The organism is Bacteroidales bacterium (genome assembly GCA_035299085.1).
Taxonomy (GTDB): domain Bacteria; phylum Bacteroidota; class Bacteroidia; order Bacteroidales; family UBA10428; genus UBA5072.
The window spans coordinates 270,732-296,033 of sequence record DATGXG010000024.1 but is presented as its reverse complement, the minus strand read 5'-3'; the positions used below and the strand labels follow the sequence as shown (position 1 = coordinate 296,033).

Annotated in this window: 20 protein-coding genes; 9 read left to right on the top strand and 11 right to left on the bottom strand. The window is 44.0% G+C overall.

The genetic code is table 11. The features are described from left to right. Positions 1-80: 80 nt before the first annotated feature. Positions 81-1,115, top strand: a complete 1,035-nt coding sequence (gene thiL, locus VK179_07580) for a thiamine-phosphate kinase (GenBank protein ID HLO58586.1) — start codon at positions 81-83, stop codon at positions 1,113-1,115. Here thiL and lpxA read toward each other — a convergent pair whose 3' ends face one another. From lpxA to VK179_07560, 4 genes are all read right to left on the bottom strand, one after another. Continuing rightward, a complete protein-coding gene (gene lpxA / locus VK179_07575; GenBank protein HLO58585.1) occupies positions 1,116-1,904 on the bottom strand; it encodes an acyl-ACP--UDP-N-acetylglucosamine O-acyltransferase in 789 nt (262 codons plus the stop codon). Positions 1,905-1,925: 21 nt separating this feature from the next. Continuing rightward, positions 1,926-3,326, bottom strand: coding sequence for a bifunctional UDP-3-O-[3-hydroxymyristoyl] N-acetylglucosamine deacetylase/3-hydroxyacyl-ACP dehydratase (locus tag VK179_07570; protein HLO58584.1), 1,401 nt, complete (start codon positions 3,324-3,326; stop codon positions 1,926-1,928). 151 nt (positions 3,327-3,477) lie between these two features. Next, on the bottom strand, positions 3,478-4,524 hold the full coding sequence (gene lpxD, locus VK179_07565) for a UDP-3-O-(3-hydroxymyristoyl)glucosamine N-acyltransferase (GenBank protein ID HLO58583.1): 1,047 nt from the start codon (positions 4,522-4,524) through the stop codon (positions 3,478-3,480). 36 nt (positions 4,525-4,560) lie between these two features. Continuing rightward, positions 4,561-5,811: an HD domain-containing protein gene (locus tag VK179_07560; protein ID HLO58582.1), complete on the bottom strand. Its 1,251-nt coding sequence runs from the start codon at positions 5,809-5,811 to the stop codon at positions 4,561-4,563. Between the two features lie 392 nt (positions 5,812-6,203). On the opposite strand from VK179_07560, the gene rimP reads away from it, so the two are divergent. From rimP to queG, 4 genes are all read left to right on the top strand, one after another. Further along, positions 6,204-6,668 (top strand): ribosome assembly cofactor RimP, encoded by a 465-nt coding sequence (gene rimP / locus VK179_07555; protein HLO58581.1) that lies wholly within the window; start codon positions 6,204-6,206, stop codon positions 6,666-6,668. Between the two features lie 10 nt (positions 6,669-6,678). Next, positions 6,679-7,917, top strand: coding sequence for a transcription termination factor NusA (gene nusA / locus VK179_07550; GenBank protein ID HLO58580.1), 1,239 nt, complete (start codon positions 6,679-6,681; stop codon positions 7,915-7,917). 69 nt (positions 7,918-7,986) lie between these two features. After that, on the top strand, positions 7,987-10,956 hold the full coding sequence (gene infB, locus VK179_07545; GenBank protein HLO58579.1) for a translation initiation factor IF-2: 2,970 nt from the start codon (positions 7,987-7,989) through the stop codon (positions 10,954-10,956). An 11-nt stretch (positions 10,957-10,967) separates the two neighbouring features. Beyond that, the gene (gene queG / locus VK179_07540) at positions 10,968-11,936 is read left to right on the top strand and encodes a tRNA epoxyqueuosine(34) reductase QueG (protein ID HLO58578.1); all 969 of its coding nucleotides are present in this window, start codon (positions 10,968-10,970) and stop codon (positions 11,934-11,936) included. Here queG and phoU read toward each other — a convergent pair. From phoU to VK179_07510, 6 genes are all read right to left on the bottom strand, one after another. Then, a complete protein-coding gene (gene phoU, locus VK179_07535; GenBank protein HLO58577.1) occupies positions 11,881-12,552 on the bottom strand; it encodes a phosphate signaling complex protein PhoU in 672 nt (223 codons plus the stop codon). The two genes, queG and phoU, sit on opposite strands and share 56 nt — an antisense overlap. A gap of 47 nt (positions 12,553-12,599) precedes the next feature. After that, a complete protein-coding gene (gene pstB / locus VK179_07530; GenBank protein ID HLO58576.1) occupies positions 12,600-13,367 on the bottom strand; it encodes a phosphate ABC transporter ATP-binding protein PstB in 768 nt (255 codons plus the stop codon). Beyond that, positions 13,364-14,269 (bottom strand): phosphate ABC transporter permease PstA, encoded by a 906-nt coding sequence (pstA, locus tag VK179_07525; GenBank protein HLO58575.1) that lies wholly within the window; start codon positions 14,267-14,269, stop codon positions 13,364-13,366. The genes pstB and pstA overlap by 4 nt, the downstream gene beginning before the upstream one ends. A gap of 1 nt (position 14,270) precedes the next feature. Continuing rightward, positions 14,271-15,482 carry a phosphate ABC transporter permease subunit PstC gene (gene pstC / locus VK179_07520; GenBank protein ID HLO58574.1) on the bottom strand — a complete coding sequence of 404 codons (1,212 nt, stop codon included), beginning with the start codon at positions 15,480-15,482 and terminating at the stop codon, positions 14,271-14,273. Positions 15,483-15,492: 10 nt separating this feature from the next. Then, positions 15,493-16,323, bottom strand: coding sequence for a phosphate ABC transporter substrate-binding protein (locus VK179_07515; GenBank protein ID HLO58573.1), 831 nt, complete (start codon positions 16,321-16,323; stop codon positions 15,493-15,495). A 212-nt stretch (positions 16,324-16,535) separates the two neighbouring features. Continuing rightward, positions 16,536-17,738: a porin gene (locus VK179_07510; GenBank protein HLO58572.1), complete on the bottom strand. Its 1,203-nt coding sequence runs from the start codon at positions 17,736-17,738 to the stop codon at positions 16,536-16,538. A 207-nt stretch (positions 17,739-17,945) separates the two neighbouring features. On the opposite strand from VK179_07510, the gene VK179_07505 reads away from it, so the two are divergent. From VK179_07505 to VK179_07490, 4 genes are all read left to right on the top strand, one after another. Next, on the top strand, positions 17,946-18,641 hold the full coding sequence (locus tag VK179_07505; protein ID HLO58571.1) for a response regulator transcription factor: 696 nt from the start codon (positions 17,946-17,948) through the stop codon (positions 18,639-18,641). A 5-nt stretch (positions 18,642-18,646) separates the two neighbouring features. Beyond that, positions 18,647-20,431, top strand: a complete 1,785-nt coding sequence (locus VK179_07500; protein ID HLO58570.1) for an ATP-binding protein — start codon at positions 18,647-18,649, stop codon at positions 20,429-20,431. 100 nt (positions 20,432-20,531) lie between these two features. Further along, positions 20,532-21,155: a DUF47 family protein gene (locus VK179_07495; GenBank protein ID HLO58569.1), complete on the top strand. Its 624-nt coding sequence runs from the start codon at positions 20,532-20,534 to the stop codon at positions 21,153-21,155. Positions 21,156-21,157: 2 nt separating this feature from the next. Beyond that, the gene (locus VK179_07490; GenBank protein ID HLO58568.1) at positions 21,158-22,147 is read left to right on the top strand and encodes an inorganic phosphate transporter; all 990 of its coding nucleotides are present in this window, start codon (positions 21,158-21,160) and stop codon (positions 22,145-22,147) included. 306 nt (positions 22,148-22,453) lie between these two features. Here the strand turns inward: VK179_07490 and VK179_07485 are convergent, their stop codons facing one another. After that, positions 22,454-25,264 carry a T9SS type A sorting domain-containing protein gene (locus tag VK179_07485; protein HLO58567.1) on the bottom strand — a complete coding sequence of 937 codons (2,811 nt, stop codon included), beginning with the start codon at positions 25,262-25,264 and terminating at the stop codon, positions 22,454-22,456. Positions 25,265-25,302: the final 38 nt, after the last annotated feature.

The following is a 25,302-nucleotide window of genomic DNA, read 5'->3' as shown; positions in this document are numbered from 1 at the left end:
GATTAATTCTAAATAATGGCAAATATAATAAATCTGTATCAATTTATCCTGATATTTGCGCTTTGAATTTGATACAGCTTATGACAGACAAGCCACAGGATGATATTTCGGCTATAGGTGAATTTGGTTTGATCAGACATCTTACGAAGGACCTGACTGCAATAAACAAAAGTACAATTAAGGGAATCGGGGATGATGCCGCTGTAATTGACCATGGAGGAAAACGGACCGTGGTGACCACGGATATGCTGGCCGAGGGTGTTCATTTCAACCTGGTTTACACTCCGTTGAAGCACCTTGGTTATAAAGCTGCCGTAGTGAATTTCTCCGACATCTACGCCATGAATGCAAAGCCAACACAGTTATTTGTTTCAATGGCCCTATCGGGAAAGTTCACCGTGGGGATGATTTCCGAGTTATACGATGGGATCAGGCTGGCATGCGAAAAATACAATGTGGACCTGGCCGGAGGTGACACAACCTCATCTTATACAGGATTGACCCTTTCACTTACTGCCATAGGGGAAGCCAATGATGAAGACCTCGTATACCGCAGCGGGGCCGGGAAGCATGATCTGCTTTGTGTTTCAGGTGATCTTGGAGGCGCTTACGTGGGTTTGCAGTTGCTGGAACGGGAACTCAGGATGTTTGAAAAAGAAAAACATATGCAGCCGGTCCTTGAAGGATATGATTATGTGCTTGAAAGGCAGTTGAAGCCGGAAGCGAGAAGGGATATCATCCAACTCCTGGAAGAACTGGAAGTGAAACCCACGGCCATGATTGACATTTCGGACGGACTGTCGTCCGAAGTCATGCATATTTGCGATCAGTCGGGTGCAGGATGTAAGATATTCTCCGATAAAATACCGGTTCACACTGAAACCCGCAGGGTAGCCCGTGAATTTAACACCGACCCTGTAATTGCCGCATTGAACGGGGGAGAGGACTATGAATTGCTTTTCACTGTACCAGTAAAACTTTTCGATAAGATCGGGAAACGACCTGAGATCAGTATAATCGGGCATATAACGGACGCTTCGGAAGGAATGAACCTGATCACTCCGCAGGGTCAGTCGATTAAGCTTGAAGCCCAGGGATGGAACGCCCTGAAATAATCAATCTACTTCGTCGAGCAGGCCTTTGATAATGCCTCTCTCAGAGAACCGAACAAACCGGATTATATGGTCACGTTCTTCGCTTGCAGGCATTGCTGCTTCTATTTCACGGAGAGCATCTGAATTATTAAGACCCTTTTGGTACAGGGTACGGTAAATTTCCTGGATTTCCTGGATTTTATCAGTAGAGAAATTCCGTCTTCTGAGTCCGACCAGGTTAAGTCCGGCGTATGAAAGCGGTTCCCTGCCGGCCATTATATAAGGAGGAACATCTTTTGATACTTTGCTGCCTCCCTGGATCATGACATGACTGCCGATTCTTACGAACTGATGGATGAGGCTTCCGCCACCCACGATGGCCCAGTCTTCAATCACTACTTCACCGGCAAGGCCTACATAACCGGTAAGAATGCAATGATCGCCGATGACACAGTCGTGTGCCACGTGAACATAACTTTGTATCAGGCAGTTTGAACCGACTACGGTTTTACCCTTTGACTTGGTACCGCGGTTTACTGTAACATATTCCCTGATAGTTGTATTATCGCCGATTTCAGCAGTTGTTATTTCACCCTGGAACTTGAGGTCCTGCGGAATGCCGGATATAACGGCTCCCGGAAAGATACGGCAGTTTTTGCCTATACGTGCGCCGTCCATTATAGTAACATTGTTGGCGATCCAGGTATTGTCGCCTATTTCTACGTCGCCGTAAATTGTTGTGAAAGGACCGATTTCAACCTGATTACCGATTCTGGCATCAGGATGCAAATAAAATGGTTGATTACTCATGAGAATATTTTATCAATAAAATCAAGCCTTGGGCTTTTTGGCCAACTGAGCCATAAAAGCAGCTTCAATAACCATTGTATCGCCTACAAAGCCTTCGCCTTTGCAAAGAGCAATCCCCCGTTTGATGGGCTCAGTAAGTGCCATGCGGATGTTCAGCGTATCACCCGGTACCACCTTGCGTTTGAACCTCACCGAATCAATACGCATAAAGTACAGCAGGTAATTTTCAGGATCAGGAACAGAACTCAGTAACAGTACACCGCCAACCTGTGCCAGTGCTTCAATCTGTAGTACGCCCGGCATGATAGGTTCTTCAGGAAAGTGACCGACAAAAAACGATTCGTTCATTGTTACGTTTTTGATACCGGTTACCACCCATTCGTCCATGTAGGTTATTTTATCCACAAGAAGGAACGGATTCCGGTGCGGTAATATTTTCTTTACCTGGTTTATATCAAAAAGCGGTGTTTTATCCGGATCGTATGCTGGAGGTACAGGCTTATTATGAGTTGCCTTTATTCCCTGCCTTAGAATTTTCGCAAATTCAACATTGGCTGTATGCCCGGGTTTATTGGCAATGATACGGCCTTTAAGACGAACGCCGCAAAGAGCAAGATCGCCGATCACATCCAGCAGTTTATGCCGTGCCGGCTCGTTCGCAAATGAAAGATCGAGATTGTTCAGGATGCCTTCCGGTTTTACCTTCATAGTAGGTTTATTGAACAGCACGGCAAGCCTGTCAATTTCTTCCTGGGTAACGCTGCGATCAATGATTACAATGGCATTATCGAGATCGCCGCCTTTTATGAGGTTATTTTTCTGAAGGAATTCAATTTCATGAAGGAAAACAAAAGTACGGCATGAAGAAAAGCCTTCTTCAAACTCACTGATGTTTTTCATTGAAGCAAACTGGTTGCCGACAACCCTTGAATTGAAATCGATATGAACGTCCACCATGAAATTATCATCGGGGTATGCCACCAGCTCAATGCCTTTTGCTTCGTCCCTGTATTCGATTTTTTCACGAATTGAGTAATACACTCTGTCGGCGTTCTGCTCTGTAGCGCCAGCAGAGCGTAACCCTTCCACAAAGGGCTTTGCACTGCCATCAAGGATAGGTACTTCGGGACCGTTAATGTCCATAAGGGCATTGTCAATGCCCATACCATAAAGTGCAGCAAGCAAGTGTTCAACTGTGGTAACCGATGCATTTTTATCTACCAGCGTAGTGCTGCGCTCGGTTATTTTTACATTTTCAGCAACGGCTTTGATAAGTGGATTTCCTTCAAGGTCGTTTCTTCTGAACTGGTATCCGTGATTTTCCGGTGCGGGATTTATGGTAACTTCTACTTCAACTCCGGAATGTAATCCTCTGCCTTTAAAACTTATGGGTTTAGCAACAGTTCTTTGCTTTTCAGTCATTTATAATTGATTTCAAAAATAGAACACACGAAAAAACAGGGCGAAATTATAAAAAATAATTAAATCACAAGATGATGTATGTGAATTCGTAGAGACGCAAAATATTGCGTCTGTAAAACTATACATAACAGATAACGGAATTAAGTCGTCTCTAATTGCCGACTGCTTTATCCTTTAACTCTTTTACAAGTCTTTCCAGTTCGGCGATTTTCTTGCTCATCTCCGGAAGAGATTTATATATAATCATCGCTCTTACCTGCCTGGTTACATCCAGGGAAGGTGATCCCAAAACCGTGTCACCGTCTTTCAGATCATTTGTAACACCCGATTGAGCGCCGATTTTTACATTATCCCCGATTTTCAGATGGCCTGCCAGTCCTACCTGTCCTCCGATCTGACAGTTACTGCCAACTTTTGTTGATCCGGCAATTCCGGCCTGGGAAACGATCGCTGTATTTTCACCTACTTCAACATTGTGACCGATCTGGATGAGATTATCAAATTTCACACCCTTGCGGATGATAGTGGACCCCATTGTAGCCCTGTCAATTGTTGTATTGGAGCCAATTTCCACATTGTCTTCGAGAATCACATTGCCAACCTGGGGAATTTTGCGATACTGCTGATTCGGTTGCTGTACAAACCCGAAACCGTCACCGCCGATAACCACCCCCGAATGAAGCGTGCAATTTCGGCCTACATAACAGCCGTGATACACTTTCACACCGGAATACAGCACGGAATTATCCATGATCTGGGTGTAATCACCTACATAGGTTTGAGGGTATAGTTTTACATTATTACCGATTACAGCGCCCGGGCCCACATAAGCAAAAGCACCAATATATACGTTTTCTCCGATTTTGGCTGTGGGATCAATGAAAGAGGGCTGCTCAATGCCTTTTTTCTCTTCAGTCATTTTTGCATACAGCTCCAGAAGCGAAGTAAAGGCATCATATGCATTGTCGACCTTAATTATAGTGGTTTGAAGATCATTATTTACCTGAAATTCCTTACTCACCAGTACCACTGAGGCTTCGGTGGTGTAAAGATATTTTTCATATTTCGGATTAGCCAGAAAAGCCAGTGTTCCTTTGCGGCCTTCTTCAATTTTTGAGACGTCAGTAATTACTTCCTCGGCATTGCCTATTAATTCACCTCTGGTAAACTCGGCAACCATTTTAGCGGTAACCTTCATTATTTAAATGTTTTACGCCAATATCAAAATTAATAATTAAAACCCAAGAACTTTGGGGTAACAAAGAAAATATTTTTTTTTGGTTTCCATCAGTTTCTGCAGGTGAAATATATCAGAAGCTTCAGAAAGATCCTTCATCTCGCCTGTGTTATAAAGAATTTTTATGGTATCGGCCTTTTCATTATAGGCCATATTTGAAATCAGACCGGTAAAAACAAGGTAACCGGCATCACTATCAGACAGGTTGAATGAATCCGTAGCTGATTTTTTCAATTCCGCAATCTTTTCGTCTTCGAACGGGTTATCGCTGATCCTTACCCGGGGAAGGGTTCGGCGGATAAGGTTACCCGAAAGAAGTGAAAGAACCGGGTCGGAATGGCGCATCCAGGCTTTGGCGGATACCATAATGTCATCATCATCCAGGTTTGAAAAATTTTCAAGGATTTCGTCGCAGTATAGGTCAATGTTTTCATGCGTGAAATCGTTATCAAGAAAATACCCGAGAGATGGTGTAGTGTAAAGGTCAAGTCCCTGCGATGCCATTGATTTAGCCCGTTTCAGAACCTGAACCAGCAGATTTTCGGCAGCAATGACTGTTTTATGGAAATATACCTGCCAGTACATCAACCGCCGCGCAATCAGGAATTTTTCCACCGAATAAATGCCCTTGGCTTCAATGACAAGCTGGTCGTTGACGACATTGAGCATTTTGATAATCCTTTCCGTACCGATTGTACCTTCGGCCACACCGGCAAAAAAGCTGTCGCGTATCAGGTAATCCATCCTGTCCATGTCAAGCTGTCCCGAAACCAGCTGATGAAGGAACTTCTTGGGGTATGTATTGTTGAAAATGCTAAGGGCCATGTCGAGCCTTCCGCCGAACTCCTCGTTAAGGTTGTTCATCAGCAGAACGGAAAGATCTTCATGGGTGAGGCCGGGAATGATACTTTCTTCCAGGGCATGGGAAAACGGGCCGTGTCCGATATCATGCAGGAGAATTGCGGCTGTAACGGCTTCTGCTTCTTCAACAGTAATTTCAGTGCCTTTTAGCCTGATGTTATCAATTGCCTGCACCATAAGAAAAACAGCGCCGAGTGCATGCTGGAAGCGGGTATGAACTGCCCCGGGATACACGAAACTGGTAAGGCCAAGCTGTTTTATCCTGCGTAATCGCTGCAGGTAAGGATGTTCGAGCAGATCAAAAATGAAATCCCCGGGAATGATGATAAAACCGTGAACCGGATCATTTACAATTTTGCGTTTGTTGATATTGGAGGTATTTTCCATTTACTGATCTGCAGATCTGTAGTAAAAACACAAAATAGAGAATAATATTGGAAATAATCAATGATTTTTAAAACAGATACTGGATATTGGATGCCGGATGCTGGATGCTGGATACTGGCAAAACCTCGTCATTGCTTCGTCGCTTTATTTTAAGGTATAATCATTGATTTTTCCCGCTCCTCGCAATGACGATGGCTTGGCCTTTTGCATCGATCTTCCTGTGCGGGCAGATTGCTTCGTCGACTTGAATACATTTTATAATCAGAGCTTTAACAAGCTCCTCGCAATGACGAAGCTTTTCTTTGTATTTCTCATTAATAGTATTATCTTTGCCCAGAATTTCACAGGATAGGGGACGCTTTCAGTCCCCTATTTTGTTGCAATACTGAACCATGATCAATGCGGCTACAATCAGGGATCTGCTTGAAGAGGAAGTCAACCGGCTCAACCTGTTTATTGTGGATGTGGTGATCAGTCCGGGTAACAGGATTGCGGTATACGTCGACAGCTTGGAGGGCGTTAAATTAGAGGAGTGTATATCGCTGAGCAGGCATCTTGAAAACAGGCTCGACAGAAACACTGAGGATTTTGAACTTGAAGTTTCTTCCCCCGGTTTGGACAGGCCTTTAAAATTGCCGGTACAGTTTGTTAAGAATATCGGCCGTTTCCTTGATGTTTTGTACACTGACGGAAGAAAGGTTTCAGGAAAGCTGACCGGAACGGATGACGGTGTAATCAGGCTGGAGACAGAAATTACGATAAAAGAAAAAGGTAAGAAGAAAAAAGAATTACAGCAGTTGGAGATAAAAACGGATGAGATAAAATCGGCTAAAGTGGTTATTAGTTTAAAAAAGTAATTTAAAAACAATGGAAAACCTTAATTTAATTGAGACCTTTTCTGAATTTAAAGAGTTAAAGAGTATTGACCGTGCAACCATGATGAGTGTTCTCGAGGATGTGTTCAGGGGAATGCTTATTAAAATGTTCGGATCGGCCGACAATTTCGATATAATCATCAATATCGACAAAGGTGACTTTGAAATCTGGAGAAACCGTGAGGTAATGGCAGACGGCGAAGTTACTGATCCCAATACACAAATGTCGCTTTCACAGGCAAAGCTCATTGACGATGATTATGAAGTGGGAGAAGAGGTAACTGATGAGGTTAAGCTGCTTGACTTTGGCCGCAGAGCTATTCTGGCACTCAGGCAGAACCTGACAGCAAGAATTCTTGATCTTGAGAAAAACAATATTTTCCAGAAATACCGTGACCGCATCGGTGATATTATTACAGGAGAAGTTTACCAGGTATGGAAACGTGAAATCCTTGTTCTTGATGAAGAAGGAAACGAACTGATCCTTCCTAAAGCAGAACAGATACCGACCGATTATTTCAGAAAAGGCGACAGTATAAGAGCTGTGGTTGTAAGAGTGGAGATGAGAAATAACACGCCTCTCATTATCCTTTCAAGAACCTCACCAATCTTCCTTGAAAGGCTTTTTGAACTTGAAGTTCCTGAAATATTTGACGGACTCATTATTATTAAGAAAATTGTCCGTATCCCCGGCGAAAGGGCAAAGGTAGCTGTGGAATCCTATGACGAGAGAATCGATCCCGTAGGTGCCTGCGTAGGTATGAAAGGATCAAGGATTCACGGCATTGTCAGGGAGCTTAAGAATGAGAATATCGATGTAATCAATTATACAAACAACCTTCAGCTTTACATAACCCGTGCGCTGAGCCCTGCAAAGATCTCATCGCTGAAGATCGATGAAAAAAACAAGAAGGCGGATGTATACCTGAAGCCCAACGAAGTTTCGCTTGCCATCGGGAAAGGCGGTTTGAATATCAAGCTTGCCAGCCAGCTAACAGGTTATGAAATCGATGTATATCGCGAAACCGATTACGCCGATGAAGAAGATGTGAACCTCGAAGAATTCGCCGATGAAATCGACGGATGGATCATTGACGAGTTCAAAGCCATAGGTTGTGATACGGCCCGCAGCGTGCTGAACCTGAATATGGAAGACCTCGTTAAACGTACCGATCTTGAAGAGGAAACGATTAAAGAAGTACTGAAAATTCTGAAGGCAGAATTCGAATAATTAAGCAGTATATTTATATATCAGAGGATTTACTAATTTTGGCGATTGCAAATCAACTAAAATCCGCGGATGTCAGATATTAAAACAACACGATTAAGTAAAATAGCAAGGGAACTCAATGTGGGTATATCCACCATTGTGGAATTCCTACATAAAAAGGGTGTGAAGATTGATTCAAATCCTAATGAGAAGATTACATCCGAACAGGTTGAAATGCTGTTGAAGGAATTCAACACAGATCTTAATGCGAAAAAGGAATCTGAAAAGCTGAATCTGCGCAATAAGCGGGAGAAGATGGAGACTGTTACCCTCAGCGATATGCATCATGAATCGGAACAGGAGCGGATTGAAGAAGAAGATGAAGTGCTTGTGAAAGATGTACGGGCAACCGCTGTACACCATGAACCCGAAGTTGAAAAAGTTGCAACTGAAAAAGAAACGATCAAGCTCAATGTATTGGGCAAGATCGATATGGATAAGCTTATACCCAGGAAAAAGCCGGTAGAAAAAGAGAAGGAAAAAGAAGAGAAAAAGGAACCTGAAGTCCAGGTCAAACCGCCGAAACCGGTTGAACCTCCGCCTCCTCCTCCGCCTCCTCCTCCTACCGTAGAAGAAATACCACCTGAACCTGAAAAGCCGGCTGTTGAAGAACCTCAGCCAGAAGTTCGTCCTGAACCGGTTGAAGATTTTATTAAGCCTGAGATTAAGGATGTAGAAGTAAAGGTGGTTGGCAAGATCGACCTGGATTCAATGAATCAGCGGACCCGTCCGCCAAAGAAGACCAGGGAGCAGCTTGAAAAGGAAAGACGCAGTCGCATGCCCGCGCAGCAACCGCGTGAAGAAAGAAATCATCAACCGGAAGAAAGGCCTCAGCAGGCTGGTTCGCAGAATCGTCAGGACAGGCAACAGCCTGAGGTGATGAAGACCCATGTGGAAAGGCTTAACGGGCCAAAAGTTGTCGGAAAAATTAACCTTCCCGGCTCGGATACCGAAACGGATGATCAGGGTCAGAAAAAGAAAAGAAAGAGAATCAAGAAAGATACACAGCGTGTAAGCGTTGAAAAACAACCGGCTCAACACCCGCCCGCTGATGATAAAAATAAGAAAAAGAAAAAGCGTAAAGGCTATCGCTTTGAGATCAGCGAAGAGGATGTTGACAAGCAGATAAAGGATACATATACCCGTCTGACGGCAAAAGGGAAATCCAAAGGATCAAAATACCGCCGTGAAAAGCGTGATTTGCAGACACAGCGCAATCTTGCCGAGGAAGAAAAACGCGAACAGGAAAAGAATATTCTGAAGGTAACGGAATTCGTTACTGTGAATGAACTGGCCACGATGATGGATGTGCCTGTTAACGAAGTTATTGCTGCCTGTATGAGCCTTGGATTGTTTGTTTCGATCAACCAGAGACTCGATGCGGAAGCTCTCGTGCTTGTTGCCGAGGAATTCGACTACAAGGTGGAATTTGTAACGGTGGATACCCAGGAAGATATTGAAGACGAGGAAGAGGATCCGGCATTGCTGGTTCCCCGTCCTCCGATTGTTACTGTCATGGGCCATGTTGACCACGGTAAAACAAAGCTGCTCGACCATATCCGTCATGCAAATGTTATAGCCGGTGAGGCAGGAGGTATTACACAACACATCGGCGCCTACGGCGTTGAATTGAAAGACGGAAGAAAAATAACTTTCCTCGACACACCGGGTCACGAAGCCTTTACCGCTATGCGTGCCCGCGGTGCACAGATCACTGACGTGGCAATTATTGTGGTGGCAGCTGACGACGGTATTATGCCCCAGACCACTGAGGCTATCAATCATGCCCAGGCCGCCGGCGTTCCCATGGTTTTTGCCATCAACAAAATCGATAAACCTACAGCCAATCCTGAAAAGATAAAGGAACACCTTGCAAAAATGAATATCCTTGTGGAGGATTGGGGTGGGAAATTCCAGAGCCAGGAGATCTCGGCAAAAACAGGATTGAATGTCGAAGAGCTGCTTGAAAAAGTGCTTCTTGAAGCTGAAATGCTGAACCTCAAGGCGAATCCCGATAAGGGCGCTGTAGGTACGATCATTGAATCATCACTCGACAAAGGCCGTGGTTACATTGCAACCGTGCTTGTTCAGGCCGGAACTCTCAGTATTGGCGATATCATGCTTGCCGGACACAACTACGGCAGGGTTAAAGCCATGTATGATGAAAGAGGCAAGAAAATCATTTCGGCCGGTCCTTCCGACCCCGTACTTGTATTGGGTCTGAATGGCGCACCTCAGGCAGGTGATAAGTTCAATGTGTATGAAAACGATAAAGAGGCAAAGGACATTGCCACCAAACGCGAACAATTACTGCGTGAACAGGGCCTCAGGACACAAAAGCATATTACACTTGATGAAATCGGCCGCCGTATTGCAATCGGTAACTTCAAAGAACTGAACGTGATTGTGAAAGGTGACGTAGACGGATCCATCGAAGCATTGTCGGATTCACTGATCAAGCTTTCCAATGAAGAAATCCAGGTAAATGTTATCCATAAGGCGGTTGGACAGATATCAGAAAGCGATGTGTTGCTGGCTGCGGCGTCCAATGCCATTGTGATCGGTTTCCAGGTTCGTCCTTCACTCCAGGCCAGGAAGCTTGCAGAAAAAGAAGAAATCGATATCCGTCTGTACTCCATTATCTATGACGCCATCAATGAGCTGAAATCAGCCATGGAAGGTATGCTTTCACCAGAGATCAAGGAAGAAATTGTGGCCACTCTTGAAATTCTTGAAACTTTCAAGATCACAAAAGTCGGAACAATCGCCGGTTGTATGGTTAAGGAAGGAAAGATCAGGCGCGACACTAAAGTCAGGATTATCCGCGATGGTATTGTTATCTTCAGCGGGATGCTGGCTTCACTCAAACGATATAAGGATGACGTTAAGGAGGCTGTCAGCGGACAGGAATGCGGACTTAATATCGAGAACTATAACGATATCCGCGTGGGCGATATCATTGAAGGATACGAAACCACCGAGGTTAAGAAGAAACTTTAATATCCCTTGCCATGGATGAACTGCACAACCAATCATCCATGATCAAAGCGGAAGCCATCAGGCTCGGATTTGATGATTGCGGAATTTCCCGTGCTGAAAGGCTCGGCGATGATGCTGTTCACCTGGCCGAATGGCTTAACAGGGGATACCATGGAAGCATGCAATACATGGAAAACCACGCTGAAAAGCGGGTTGACCCAACTCAACTTGTTGAAGGCGCCCGGTCGGTTATTTCGGTTATCCTGAATTATTTCCCGCATCAACAGCAGTCAGATCCTGATGCTCCTGTTATTTCAAAGTATGCTTTCGGAAAGGATTATCATGACATCATCAGGAAAAAACTCAACCTTCTTTTATTGTTCATAAACCAATCGGTTACCCCGGTAAAGGGCCGCGGATTTGTAGATTCGGCCCCGGTGCTCGACCGGGCCTGGGCAGCCCGCTCCGGTTTGGGTTGGATAGGCAAGAATTCGAACCTGATTTCTCCTGCTAAAGGCTCGTGGTTTTTTATCGGTACCCTGATTGTAGATATTCCTTTATATTACGACAAACCGATTCCTGATTTTTGCGGCGACTGCAACCGCTGTATTCTTGCCTGTCCTACAAAAGCCATCGTTTCACCCAAAGTGGTTGACGCCCGACGGTGTATTTCGTATCTTACAATCGAGAATAAGGGAGAAATCAATCCCGAATTCAAAGGACAATTTAAAAATCGTGTTTTCGGCTGTGATATCTGCCAGGATGTTTGCCCGTGGAATAAAAAAGCAATCCCGTTAAACGAACCGGAACTGCAGCCCGTTCAAGGCTTGCTTGAGATGAAACACGAAGAGTGGTATGAGATGGATGAAGAAAAATACAGGAACTTATTTAAGGGCTCAGCGGTGAAAAGGACAAAATTCACCGGCTTAAAGCGCAATCTTGATTTTATTCGTCCTGCGCCTGAAGACCGGCATGACGAAGGCGCTTGCCTTCCACAATAAAAACAACCGATTCGGCTATATTGCTCAGGTGCCCCGAAATCCTTTCAATATCCCGTATGATAAGGATCAGATCGGTGGCGATTGTAATTACCTCTGATTTTTCGGCCATCCGGCTTATAATTTCATTGAAAAGGTTCTTACATACATCCCCGGTTATTCTTGTTTCCAAGATCACTTCCTTCGCTAGTTCATTGTTCTTGTTGGTATATGATTCAATTGTTTTCCTGTTTATTCTCACCACATCAGCCAGCAATTCATGTACTCGGTATTCTTCGAGTATTGTGGGGTACCTTTTTACGGTTTCACCTCTGCTGATAATATCCAGTGCAATATCGGCCACCCGTTCGATTTCGTTTCCTATCCTGAGTGACGACATGATGAACCGCAGATCGGTTGCAACCGGTTGTGCAAGGGCAAAAATTTTCTGGCAGAGCTTATCGATCTTCAGGTCGAGCTTGTCAATCCGGTTTTCGTTCTGCAACGCCAGGTCGATATATTCGAATTCCTGGTTCATCAGCGACTGCGATGCCTTGTCGAGTTGCACGTCAACCAGGTTGAACATTTTAATTATCCGCTTTTTGAGCTTTGCCAGCTCTGCCTCAAAGAATGATTGCATATTTTGAGTGATTAGTGATTAGTCATTAGTGAATAGCAAAACAACAATTATCCGAATCTACCGGAGACATAATCTTCTGTTTGTTTTTTAGCGGGATTCGTAAAGATAGTTTTAGTTTTTTCCATTTCCACCAGTTCACCGAGATAAAAGAAAGCCGTAAGATCACTTGTTCTTGCTGCCTGTTGCATGTTATGGGTGACAATAACTATCGTATAATAGTTCTTCAATTCATGGATCAGCTCTTCAATTTTGGCTGTGGAAATCGGATCAAGTGCACTTGCCGGTTCATCCATCAGAATGATATCCGGATTGACAGCAAGAGTGCGGGCCAGGCATATTCTCTGTTGTTGTCCCCCCGATAAACTCAATGCCGATGACGAAAGCCTATCTTTCACTTCATCCCATATGGCTGCCTGTTTCAGCGATGTTTCAACGATCTCATCCAGTTTTTTCCTGTCGTTTATCCCGTTAATTTTCGGCCCGTATGCCACATTTTCATAAATCGATTTGGCAAAAGGATTTGATTTCTGAAAGATCATTCCCACCTTTTTCCGCAGGTTTACCACATCAATGTTTTTCTGGTATATATTGACATTGTCAATAAGCACCTCACCTTCAGCCCTGAACGAATCGATAAGATCATTCATCCGGTTAAGTGTCCTGAGAAAGGTTGATTTCCCGCAACCCGAAGGCCCGATAAATGCGGTCACCTTCTTTTCAGGTATTTCCATTGAAATATTCTTAAGCGCTTTATTGGCGCCGTAAAATACGGAGAGGTCACGAACACTGATTTTTGTTTCTTTCTGATCTTTCATCTTTTCGCTTTTTTTCTGATACGATAGCGCAAAAACACCGCTATCAGGCTCAGTGAGAATGTAAGCAGCAACAGTACCAGAGTGGTGGCAAACTGGATCGGAAGGGTCTCGTCCACGTTGGTTGACTGGGTCGACATGATATATATATGATAGCCAAGTGACATGAATTGTTCACTCATTTTATGCGGTATATCGGCCAGGTAATAGGCGGCGCCGGTAAATAAAATGGGAGCAACCTCTCCGGCACCCCGACTAATGGCAAGTATGGTTCCGGTAAGGATTCCTGAAAGCGACCCGGGAATGACGACTTTTTTTATCGTTTGCCATTTTGTGGCACCGAGTGCAAGGCTTGCTTCACGCATTTCACGGGGCACAGTGCGGATCGATTCTTCAACCGATACAATTACAATGGGCAGTGTAAGCAGTGCCATTGTAAGGCTTGCCCATAGCAGGTTAGGCTGGCCCCAGTGTGACTGACCACCGTAAAAAGCGGAGTCAATGTGATAACCAATAAATTTTATAAAGAATCCAAGACCGAAAAGGCCGAAAATAATTGAGGGTACAACGGCCAGTGTTTTTACGGCAAAACGGATTGTTTTGGCAAAAACAGAATGTTCCGACGCATATTCAGCAAGGTAAACCGCTGTTATTGCCCCCAGTGGAACCGCTGCCAGCGTCATAATCAGAGTCATTAATGCGGTACCTACAATTGCCGGGAATATCCCACCCTTTGTCATCCCCTCTTTGGGGAATTGGGTGAGAAACTCCCATGAAAGGGTGTTCCAACCGCCTGAAATTGTAATCACGAGTACGGAAGTGATAATGAAAAGGATTAACAGCACGCTGGTTGCCGTTACTGCAGTAGCAATTTTATCCCATGTATTTCGTCCTGGTCGTTTCATGTTATTTTCCCTGGAAGCGTCTGATTACCCGGTTGCGGAAATAGAATTCGGCCAATGCGTTAAGTGTAAAAGTGAAAATGAACAGAAGCGACCCGATCAGAAAAAGTACACTGTAATGGGTATCTCCGAAAACCACTTCATTCATTTCGGCACCTATAGTGGCAGAAAGCGTTCTTACCGAATCAAATGGATTTATTGAAATTAAAGCAGCATTTCCCGTGGCCATAAGCGCTATCATGGTTTCTCCGAATACACGGCCGATCCCCAGGATCACTGCGGCGAATATACCCGGTGTTGCTGCAGGAAGCAAAACCTGGAAAGCGGTTTGTCTCAAACTGGCACCCAGACCAAGGCTGGCTTCCATATAAGTTGCAGGAACCGAGGAAAGGGCATCTTCGGTGAGGGTATATATTACAGGAATGGCAGCCAGGGCCATTGCAATTCCTCCCACAAACCCGTTAAGCCTGCTGGAGTAACCGAATACATCCTGGAAAAACGAAGCCAGGACCATAAGAGCGAAAAAACCGATTACAACCGACGGGAAACCTGCCAGCAGTTCGATGGCGGGTTTAATGACTTCACGCAATTTTGGCGGGGCGAATATGGCAGTGTATATGGCTGCAAGTATCGCTAAAGGAGCGGCAAAACAAATGGCGATAATGGTTACCTTGAAGGTACCTAAAAATAAAGGCAGCAACCCAAACCTCGGGTTATCCGAAACGGGTTGCCAGTCTTTTGACAACAGTGTTGAAATGGCACTTCGGTTGCTTTCGTTAAGGGTGACCGGTTCTTCATTATAAATGGCCATGTTATCCGGAGTTTCCACTGATCCGTAGGTTTCCGGCTGAAGGACTTCTTCGGCCCCGTAAGTTTCAGGCTTCAGTGACTCTGATTCGGCCCCGTAGGTTTCGGGTTTGAGATCTTCATCGCCTGAACCGTAACTTTCGGGTTTGAGCGATTCATTTCCCGCAGTCTGGCTTTCCTGTTCCTTCACCACTGGCTGACCTGACCGGTGAAAAAGAGGTAATGTTTCCCTGAAAACGAAAATGAAAATAAGCGCAACAAAGGTGATCGACAGGAATGCAACCGATTTAATAACATATTCGGCCAGTACATCACTTAGCCGAAAACGTTTTTTTAAAAGAGAACTGGTTTCAGGTTGAAGCCGGTCAATACCCTCCCCGGTCATTGCCTGTTTTATTCTTAAGTGCATTATTTTGCAGTTACTTTACAGGGAAATAGCCCACTTCTGTTATTATTTTCTGGCCCTCCGGACTCAATATCCAGTCGACATATTTCTTTATTTCTCCGGTAGGCCTGTTCCTCATATATAAATACAGATAACGGGTAATCGGGTATTCATTTTTTGCAATGGTTTCAGGTGTGGGCACAATACCTTTTGATTTATCGTCTTTTTTCACGGCACAATGTTTAACGCCCGATGCATATGCTGCCCCGCCGTAGCCGATACCGTATTTATCTTTTTTCACCGCGTTTACAACAGCCGCTGTTCCGGGCAACGTCTGGCAACTGGCTGCATAATCGGCTTTAACCACTTCTTCCTTAAAGAAAGCATAGGTTCCTGAGCTGTTCTCACGACCGTAAAGCTTAATAGGCGCATCGTCACCGCCAACATCTTTCCAGTTGGTGACCTTGCCGCTATATATATCGCTAAGCTGTTTAGTAGTGAGTTCCTTCACCTTATTCGACTCGTTCAGGAAAATGGTGATGCCGTCTTTTGCACAGGGAATTTCCACCCCGAGAGTATTATAACGGTCCTTCAGTTTCTGAACTTCGGTCGGCTTAATAGGGCGGCTTGAATTGGCGATATCGGTTGTGCCGTTAATCAGGGCGGCAAGACCTACACCTGAACCACCGCCCGTAACCTGGATATTGACCGTGGGATTTTTCTTCATATAGATTTCTGCCCATCGCTGGGCCAGGATAACCATCGTATCCGATCCGATGATTGTGATCTTTGTCTGCTGAATAAAGCCAAAGCCAATTATGGCCAGGCCTGCCAGGATAATTGCTGTTTTCTTTAAGTTTTTCATTGTTTTGTATTTTAGTTTTTTAAGTCTTTGCCGTCATTGCGAGGAGCTTGATAGTATTCTGATTATAGTTCAAATTCTAGTCGACGAAGCAATCTGCCGGCACAGGCAGTTCCAACCCAAGAGCGTTTTTGGCGTCTGTTTTTGCTACGTCCTGCCTGTTCGGGCAGATTGCTTCTGACCGTAGGAACCGGTCATCGCAATGACGTTCTTTTTTAAAACTTAGCCTGCAATCTGATCCCAAACACATTGTCTTTTATATCTTTAGGAACTGTTGTATTCGTTTCATTTCTCGGCATTTCATAATTCAGTGAAAACCGGATGTTGTCGTTCAGGTAGAATTGCCAGGCCAGAGTCAGAGTACTGTAATTCACTTCTTTTTTAGCTTCATCGCCTGATAGGGAAGTATTCGGATCATAGTAATCATACCTTGCCACAAACTGGTTCTTCTTACCTATATTTTTAATAAGGTATGCATAATAACCGCTGAATTTTCTCTCCTTATTGGGATTTGATTTTGAGTCACCAACCGTTGCATTTTTTCCGGCAATGTATTCTCCCTTCAGCGCCATACCTCCAAGCCAGTCGAAAAAAACCTGTGTTTCAGCGCCCAGCCATTGCTTATCAAGGTAAGTTCCGGTATTGGTGCTTGCACTATCCATTACGGCATCATAACCGGAAACATACTTGTTCTTTGCCTGGATTCCGCCGTAGTAACCATGGGCGCCAATATCAATGCCTATTCCGACGGGAGTCTTGATTGAATATACCGCACGGGCCATCAGGTCTTTTTTTGAATCCACATCCTTCTGTTCCTTTCCTGTAAAATTTCCGTTCAGCAAGGCCAGCTGGAGTTTAAGAGGAATAGCAGCCGGGGTGGCTTCCAATTTGGCTCCCACTTCCCGTTCACCAGGATAAATACTGCGGATAACTTTAGAACGCTCGAGAACCTCACGCTGACCCGATGAATATTCCACTTCATAGTTGAGGCGGTTGAACTGTCCTGCCCATAAAGACAACCAGGGAACCTTTTTAAGTGAAGCCACTGCGTAGGCGTCCTTTAATGAAAGGTTTCCTGTGCTGAAATCAGGCTGCAACACAAACTTGATTCCGTCAGCTGCCTCGTAGGTGAATTTTACCCTGGCTCTTCTTATATAGAAAGTATTATTCGGATCATTTGTTTTTAGCAGGCCATCCTGGTAGCTTTCAAACTGGGCCTGGATGTAACCTGAAACTTTTATTTTGGTCAGCTTGCCAAGATCCGCATCATGAGCAGCCGTTTTTTCGTCAAGAGCATTGAGGCGGCCTTCCACCGACTGGAAGCGTTCGTTCAGGGTATCGGAAGCATTTTGCGAAAGACCTTTAAAGCCTGGAAGAAAAAGAAGTAGTAAAAACAAGGACCGGGTTAATTGTTTCATAGTTGTTAGTTAAATGAATCACTTTTTAACACTGCAAATTTCAGTTACCCGGATTACATTACTGTTTCGCCAATGTTAAATTAATGTTACATTGAGCAGGTGAATTTTATGTACAAGTTTGATTCATTATTGTCATCATATCATTGCAATTTTGTAACATTACCTTAACGTTAGTGATATACATTCGTAAATTAATTCATCTGACGTATGATTACCCGAAATGGCGTGCATATACTCGTTGTTGATGATGAAGAGGATATATGTGAAATTCTGAAATTCAACCTCGAATCGGAAGGATTCCAGGTGGATGCAGTAACTTCTTCAGAAGATGCCCTGAATAAAAGGCTTGAAAAATACCAGTTGTTCTTGCTGGATGTAATGATGAAAGGTATGTCAGGTTACCGTCTTGCCGATGAGATCCGTAAACGCAGAAAGATAAACGCCCCTTTTGTATTCATCACAGCCAAAAACACAGAGAATGATAAGCTGACCGGTTTTTCTGTAGGTGCAGATGATTATATAACCAAGCCGTTTTCAATAAAAGAAGTGGTAGCCAGGATAAAGGCAGTAATACGCAGATTCGACAAGAGCGACAATATACTGGATACCCCCGCAAGCATTAAAGTTGCAGGCATTGAACTTGACATTGAGCAAAAAAGACTGATCGTGGATGGAATTAAAGAAGATCTTACTCCTATTGAATTCCAGCTGTTTCTGATCCTGATGAAAAATCCCGGAAGAATTTTCGGGCGCGAACAAATTCTCGACAATATCTGGCGGGATGTGAATGTTACCGACCGAACAGTGGATGTTCATATCACACGGTTACGGAAAAAGCTCGGCGCATACGGTAGTTGCCTGGTTACCCGGAAAGGCTACGGTTACTGTTTTGAAATTCAATAGTGAAGATGAAGATCCTGATTTCCTATACCAAAAAATGGTTAATTTATATTGTTTCTTTTTTTATTCTTTTCGCAGGGATCATGTTTGCTTCCGAGTTTTTTCATGAGAAAAAATACAGATCGGAAGCGTTGAATGGCAAACTCGATGATTACGTAAGGATTATTCACCAGACTATTGAGAAAGATGGTTCAGTCAAAACAAACAAATTTGGTGACCTGGACAGCCTGATTATCCTGATGGCAAACCGCGATGTAAGAATTACTGTTATTAGGGCAGATGGAGTTGTACTGTACGATTCCTGGGTAAGGAACACGTCAGGGATGGAAAATCATTTATATCGGCCTGAGATCCAGGAAGCCCTTCAGGATAGTGTAGGATCTGACATCCGGGTTTCTGAAACCACCCATATCAAATACTATTATTATGCCCGTAATTATAATGGTTATTTTGTACGGGTCTCAGACCGCTATGATTTAAGCGCCCGAAAACTGGTAGAGCCTGACCGGTTATTTCTTGTTTTCCTCATTCTCCTTTTGCTTTCTGCATCTTTGACAATCATCCTGCTAACTGACAGGTTCGGTAAATCAATTAATACACTACGGAATTTTACACTTAAGGCGCTTGAAAACAAACCTATTGAAGAAAAATTCGAATTTCCCCAGAATGAACTCGGTAACCTGGGACAGGAAATTATTGAAATTTACCAGAATCTGAATCGCACCAAAGAGGAGCTGATTTCGGAAAAGGCAAAACTAATCCGTCATTTGAACCTGCTGGATGAAGGCATTGCTATTTTTTCAAGAGACAAACAGGTCATAACGAGCAACAATCATTTTATCCGTTTTATCAATTTCATAAGCGATACAAGGGTATTCACAGCTGATGAATTTTTCAGGATATCTGATTTCAATTCCATTTTTGCATTTATCGACAGGTACCTGAAGGATTTTACTTCGGATACAACGGATCTTCAGCCAACCTATGAGGTCACCATGAATAAGGGCGGGCGTTTTTTTTCAGTGAAATGCATTGTCTTCCAGGATAAAAGTTTTGAAATCTCCGTGAATGACATTTCAAAACTTACAAAGCGGAAAATTCTCAAACAACAGATAACTGAAAACATATCTCATGAGCTCAAAACTCCGGTAAGTTCAATAAAAGGATTTCTTGAAACCATTCTTGAAGGAAAACCTGACAAAGCCCGGACGCAGGAGTATTTAAAAAGAGCCTATTTCCAGGCATGCCGGCTGGCAGATCTCGTTCATGATATTTCCCTGCTTACCAAGATTGAGGAAGCCGGAAGCTTATACCAGATTGAAGATGTAGACCTGAGCACCCTTGTTTCGGATATAGTTGCTGAAATGCAGCTCAGGCTGGAAGGCAAGAATATCCGGACAGTTATTAATATGCCTGAAAACATGCATCTGCAGGGAAACGGCGGATTATTGTATTCAATTTTCCGCAATTTATATGACAATGCCATTGATCATGCCGGTGAAAATCTTGAAGTTAGACTGGATCACTACCTGACGGACCCTGACTTCCATTATTTTTCATTTTCAGATAACGGAACCGGTGTTCCGGAAGAGGATTTACCCAGGTTGTTTGAACGCTTTTACCGGGTTGACAAGGGCAGGGACAGGAAAAAAGGCGGTACAGGGCTTGGTCTGGCCATTGTTAAAAATGCGGTACAGTTTCACAAAGGTGACATATCAGTTAAAAACCGCACAGGCGGCGGACTTGAATTCCTTTTCACACTTGCCAGGGACGTACGAACCCGTACAGAATAATCTCCTTCACATTAACTTAACCTTTCCTTAACAGTAATGTAACATTACTGAAATACCTTGTTCATGAAATTTTCATGAATGCGTAATTAAAATTTTATACATGGCATTTTCACTTTTCCCCAAAGAAGAGAAGTTCTTTCTCATGTTCGAACACCAGGCTTCCCTGATTTCAAAAGGCGGCCAGTTGCTAAACAAAGCAATTCAAAGCGGCGACTTTGACCAGTCACTTGTCGACAAACTTTTTGCACTTTCGAAAGAGTGTGATGAGTTAACCCTGCTGATCATTCAGAAAAACCAGGAAACTTTTATCACTCCTTTCGACAGGGAGGATATCCAGCAGTTTGCCAATGCCGCCGATGATATTGTTGACTCTATTCTGAATCTGACACGGAGTTCGCGGTTGCTTAAGGTAAAGAAAAAGAAAAGTGAAATGAGCCGCCTGGGCGATACAATTGAGAAATCAGTTATCCGTATTGCCGAGATCGTGAATATGCTGAAAAACAAAAAGCAGGCCACATCCATACTTAAAAGCTGCCATAAGGTAAAGCGGTTTAAAAACGAAGGCGAACTGATCCTCGATGAGATCATGCCGGAGCTTTTAAAAGACAACGATATTGGTGATATTTTCCGCTGGAAGGAGATCATGGATAAATCAAGAGAGTTATTGAGAAATTGTGAAAAGTACATCCTGATCATTGAGACCATGCTTATTAAAATGGTATAGAAATGGACTGGTTTATAATTTCTCTTATAGTCCTGGCGCTGGTTTTCGATTTTATAAACGGGTTTCACGATTCAGCCAACTCGGTTGCCACCATTGTTTCAACCCGTATCCTTTCGCCTAAATTCGCAGTCTTATGGGCTGCCTTTTTCAATTTTATTGCTTTCCTGTTTTTCGGACTTCATGTAGCCGGAACGATAGGAAAAGGAATTGTTGATGTAACAGTAATTGACAAACAGGTAATTTTTGGTGCGTTGATGGGTGCCATACTGTGGGATCTTATTACCTGGTGGCTCGGCTTGCCTTCAAGTTCTTCACATGCACTGATTGGCGGTTTGATTGGTTCGGCACTGGTGAAAGCCGGTGTGCAAAGCCTTGTGTGGACAGGCATACGGAAAACCCTTATTTTTATTGTTGTCGCTCCTGTTACCGGGTTTGTATTGGGTATGATCCTGGCCTGGTTGGTTTTCAGGATACTGTATAAAACAAATCCATTTAAGGTGGATAAGGTTTTCAGAATGGGGCAGTTAGTGTCAGCCGCCATGTACAGTCTTGGTCACGGGGGTAATGATGCACAGAAAACGATGGGTATTATTGCCAGTTTATTATTTACCGCAGGATACCTCGGACCGGAATTTCACATTCCACTCTGGATTGTATTAAGCTGTCACGGTGCTATTGCTCTGGGAACTATGCTGGGAGGATGGCGGATTGTAAAAACTATGGGGCAGAAATTATCGAAAATGCGGCCGGTTGACGGATTCTGCGCCGAAACCGGTGCTGCGGTTACACTCTATGTTTCAACCGCACTGGGTGTTCCGGTAAGCACAACCCACACCATAACCGGTTCAATTCTCGGAATAGGCACTATAAAAAAGGCCTCATCGGTAAAATGGAAAATTGCCAATAACATTGTCATTGCCTGGATACTTACCATTCCGGCCGCTGCCATTATTTCGGCATTCTTTTATTGGGTTGTAACGAATTTATTTTAATAACTCAGGTTGCTAATTTAGTTTTTACAAAAACTATCTTTTTGACATATACTTCAATTGAAGGTGTTATCCAACTAGCCACGGAGTGGCGATATCTTTGTAGAAATTTCTGTATTTTAGAACTCATAAGCCACGCTAGTGGCGAAATCTTAAGATGTCGCCACTAGCGTGGCTTTGTGTTTAAAGGAAACGGTTACTACTACAAAGATTTCGCCACTAACGTGGCTAGTACCTCGACAGGGTGTAGTTATAAAAAAAGCTGCCTGGTCTCAGGCAGCTTTTCAGCGGGTATTGTTCAGATTCCGATTAACGTGATACCAGTTTTATCATACTCCTGTTACCGTTAACTGTTACTTCAACAAGCAAGAGACCTTTCTCGGCAATATTCATTCTGAATTCGTGTTTGCCGGCGGAATACCTGCCGTTTACCGGGGTCATTACAAGCGCACCGGTAGCATTATACAACCTTACTGACAGATTGCTTTCAGCCTTCAGATTAATATTCAGGCTTACGGCTTCACTGAAAGGATTCGGGTATAAAACGGCGTCCATAGTATTTTCAATTTCAGTTACCGGAGTTTGCGGTCCTTCATACCACGAGGAAGCTGTTAAAACAGGAGAACCGGTTTCAGGAAGAAAATCTGGAGCATCCAGGTTAAACGGATCAGCTATTTTAAGGCTGTCATTTGATGCCCATATTTTGTTTTCAAGGGAATCCGTCATAAAGTATACACTGTCGATGGCATTGTCATTGAAATTTTTACGCATACCGGCCATGATGGTATTCCTGATCTTCAGTTCACCGGCAGCAGCACTTGCCTGTGAAAGCTCACCATCAATGAATAAACCGGTCAGATATCCTGCAAATAGCGAGTTATAAATATTCAACTTTGTATTTCTTCTGAGATGCATAGCCCTCTTGAAATTGCTGTTAACAATAGTCTCCGGGGTTACAAGCGGGCCAAAGCTGCTCACATTGCTAAAAAGGGCCTGGGTAACCGGTGTGGCATCCGTACCGGTACCATCGTTGTCGGATTCAAAACTGTTGGATCCCGATCCCGGGTCAGCAATTGCAGGGTCACGAAGGGAAACGGCAAACTGAACCATGCCCCTGTAACCATAATCGGTATCGAAATCGTCGTCCCATCCGCGGAAGGCAATCAGGTGTTTAGCATTCACTGCTCCGCCAAACCATTCATAGGAATCATCACCACTGTAAGAAACCTGGATGTAATCCACCTCGGTTCCGCTTCCCACACCACCAAAAGTAAGGCCGTTGATTTCCTTGTCGGGCTGGAAAGCAATACCGGCAAATTCAATACGGATATACTTTAATACTCCTGATGTATCCGCATCATTTGAACCACCATAGGTTGAAGTAGGACCGCCTTCGATTACCGGGTCAATTTTGTTCACCTGTGCTTTTCCAAGGACAATAACACCTCCCCAATCGCCGTACGATCTCGATCCGGCATCCTGGTTGGAGGTAAATACTATGGGACTATCTTCAGTTCCTTCCGCAATGAGTTTTGCGCCTTTCTCAATAATCAGGGCTCCTTTATTTGCTTTGCTTCCACGTATGATTGTTCCCGGTTTAATAGTGAGTATCGCGCCGTCTTTCACATAAACCCAACCGTCAAGCAGGTAAGCAACCTGTGCAGGAAGGAAGTTTGGTGCGGTAAGATTGAAAGGATCATTCAATCCAAGATCTGCATTTGAAGCAAGACGCATATTATGGCGTGAAGGATTCGTAAAATATGTGCTATCATAGTCAGCGGCAAAGTAATCCTTACAACCAGCGAGAATTGTATTTTCAACATTTAAACTACCATTATCAGCATTGGCCTGAGTAGTTGCCCCATCAATAAAAAGGCCAGTCAGGTATCCGGCAAACACTGAATTGAAAATACTCAGTTTTGTATTCCTGCGTAAGTGCATGGCACGTTTAAAATTGCTGTTCACCGTTGTGGAAGGAGCTACGAGCGGTCCAAAGCAGCTGATATTGCTGAATACAGCTTCGGTAAAAGGAGTTGCACCGGTACCTGTACCATCGTTGTCTGATTCAAAACCATTTGATCCCGAACCCGGGTCAGCGATTGCCGGATCACGAAGAGAAACAGCAAACTGAACCATGCCACGGTATCCGTAATCGGTATCAAAATCATCATCCCATCCCCTGAAGGCTATAAGGTGCTTTGCATTCACCTTACCGCCGAACCATTCATACGAATCGTCGCCACTGTATGAAACCTGTATATAGTTTACTGTGGTTCCGCTGCCTACGCCGCCGAAAGTAAGACCATTGATTTCTTTATCAGGCTGGAAGGCAATTCCGGGAAATTCAATACGTACATAAGTAAGAATGCCGGAAGTATCCGCATCATTGTCACCTCCATAAGTGGAAGTGGGTCCACCTTCAATGACCGGATCGATTTTATTCACCTGGGCTTTCCCAAGAACAATGACACCACCCCAGTCGCCATAAGAACGTGATCCGGCATCCTGGTTGGATGTGAAAATAATCGGGTGTTCAGCGGTACCTTCAGCGATAATTTTGGCTCCTTTTTCAACGATCAAAGCGCCTTTATTTGCCTTGCTGCCCCTGATAACCGTTCCGGGCTGAATGGTGATTGTGGCACCGGCTTTAACATAAACCCAGCCATCGAGCAGGTATACCTTGTCGGATGTAAGGGTGATGTCTTCGGTTATATCACCGGCGGCAATCACATCGGTAACTGCCGGATATGTAGTGTTCTGAGGGTCCCAGTTTGTCCAGCCTGCGGTCCAGTCGGTTGCGCCAAATGCACCCACATAGTCAACCTGTTCAAAAAAGCTGTTATTGAGTTTTGCATGAGCAAAATCTGCAGCGCCCATCACCGCTGACGATGGAGACAGTGTGGTGTTGGTAGTAATATTGCCTGCAGGAATTGTAACACTGGCTACGGGGTAAACCGTGGTCTGCGGTGTCCAGTTTGTCCATCCCCGGGTCCAGTCGGTAGCGCCAAAGGCACCCGAATAATCAACAGGTTCGAAAAATGAGTTGGTTATAGCCGGTTGAGCTTTCAGACCGGTTACCACCAGAATCATACTTACTAATAAAGTAGATAATCGTTTCATAATGGTTTTAATTGGTTAATATTTGTATGGTTATTGTT

Coding starts and splice junctions, on each gene's coding strand:
- thiL (HLO58586.1), top strand. CDS start 81: ATGACAGACAAGCCACAGGATGATATTTCGGCTATAGGTGAATTTGGT.
- queG (HLO58578.1), top strand. CDS start 10,968: ATGGATGAACTGCACAACCAATCATCCATGATCAAAGCGGAAGCCATC.
- nusA (HLO58580.1), top strand. CDS start 6,679: ATGGAAAACCTTAATTTAATTGAGACCTTTTCTGAATTTAAAGAGTTA.
- VK179_07570 (HLO58584.1), bottom strand. CDS start 3,326: ATGACTGAAAAGCAAAGAACTGTTGCTAAACCCATAAGTTTTAAAGGC.
- pstB (HLO58576.1), bottom strand. CDS start 13,367: ATGAAAGATCAGAAAGAAACAAAAATCAGTGTTCGTGACCTCTCCGTA.
- pstA (HLO58575.1), bottom strand. CDS start 14,269: ATGAAACGACCAGGACGAAATACATGGGATAAAATTGCTACTGCAGTA.
- VK179_07560 (HLO58582.1), bottom strand. CDS start 5,811: ATGGAAAATACCTCCAATATCAACAAACGCAAAATTGTAAATGATCCG.
- VK179_07500 (HLO58570.1), top strand. CDS start 18,647: ATGAAGATCCTGATTTCCTATACCAAAAAATGGTTAATTTATATTGTT.
- VK179_07505 (HLO58571.1), top strand. CDS start 17,946: ATGATTACCCGAAATGGCGTGCATATACTCGTTGTTGATGATGAAGAG.
- VK179_07515 (HLO58573.1), bottom strand. CDS start 16,323: ATGAAAAACTTAAAGAAAACAGCAATTATCCTGGCAGGCCTGGCCATA.
- infB (HLO58579.1), top strand. CDS start 7,987: ATGTCAGATATTAAAACAACACGATTAAGTAAAATAGCAAGGGAACTC.
- pstC (HLO58574.1), bottom strand. CDS start 15,482: ATGCACTTAAGAATAAAACAGGCAATGACCGGGGAGGGTATTGACCGG.
- VK179_07510 (HLO58572.1), bottom strand. CDS start 17,738: ATGAAACAATTAACCCGGTCCTTGTTTTTACTACTTCTTTTTCTTCCA.
- VK179_07485 (HLO58567.1), bottom strand. CDS start 25,264: ATGAAACGATTATCTACTTTATTAGTAAGTATGATTCTGGTGGTAACC.
- VK179_07495 (HLO58569.1), top strand. CDS start 20,532: ATGGCATTTTCACTTTTCCCCAAAGAAGAGAAGTTCTTTCTCATGTTC.
- VK179_07490 (HLO58568.1), top strand. CDS start 21,158: ATGGACTGGTTTATAATTTCTCTTATAGTCCTGGCGCTGGTTTTCGAT.
- lpxD (HLO58583.1), bottom strand. CDS start 4,524: ATGAAGGTTACCGCTAAAATGGTTGCCGAGTTTACCAGAGGTGAATTA.
- rimP (HLO58581.1), top strand. CDS start 6,204: ATGATCAATGCGGCTACAATCAGGGATCTGCTTGAAGAGGAAGTCAAC.
- phoU (HLO58577.1), bottom strand. CDS start 12,552: ATGCAATCATTCTTTGAGGCAGAGCTGGCAAAGCTCAAAAAGCGGATA.
- lpxA (HLO58585.1), bottom strand. CDS start 1,904: ATGAGTAATCAACCATTTTATTTGCATCCTGATGCCAGAATCGGTAAT.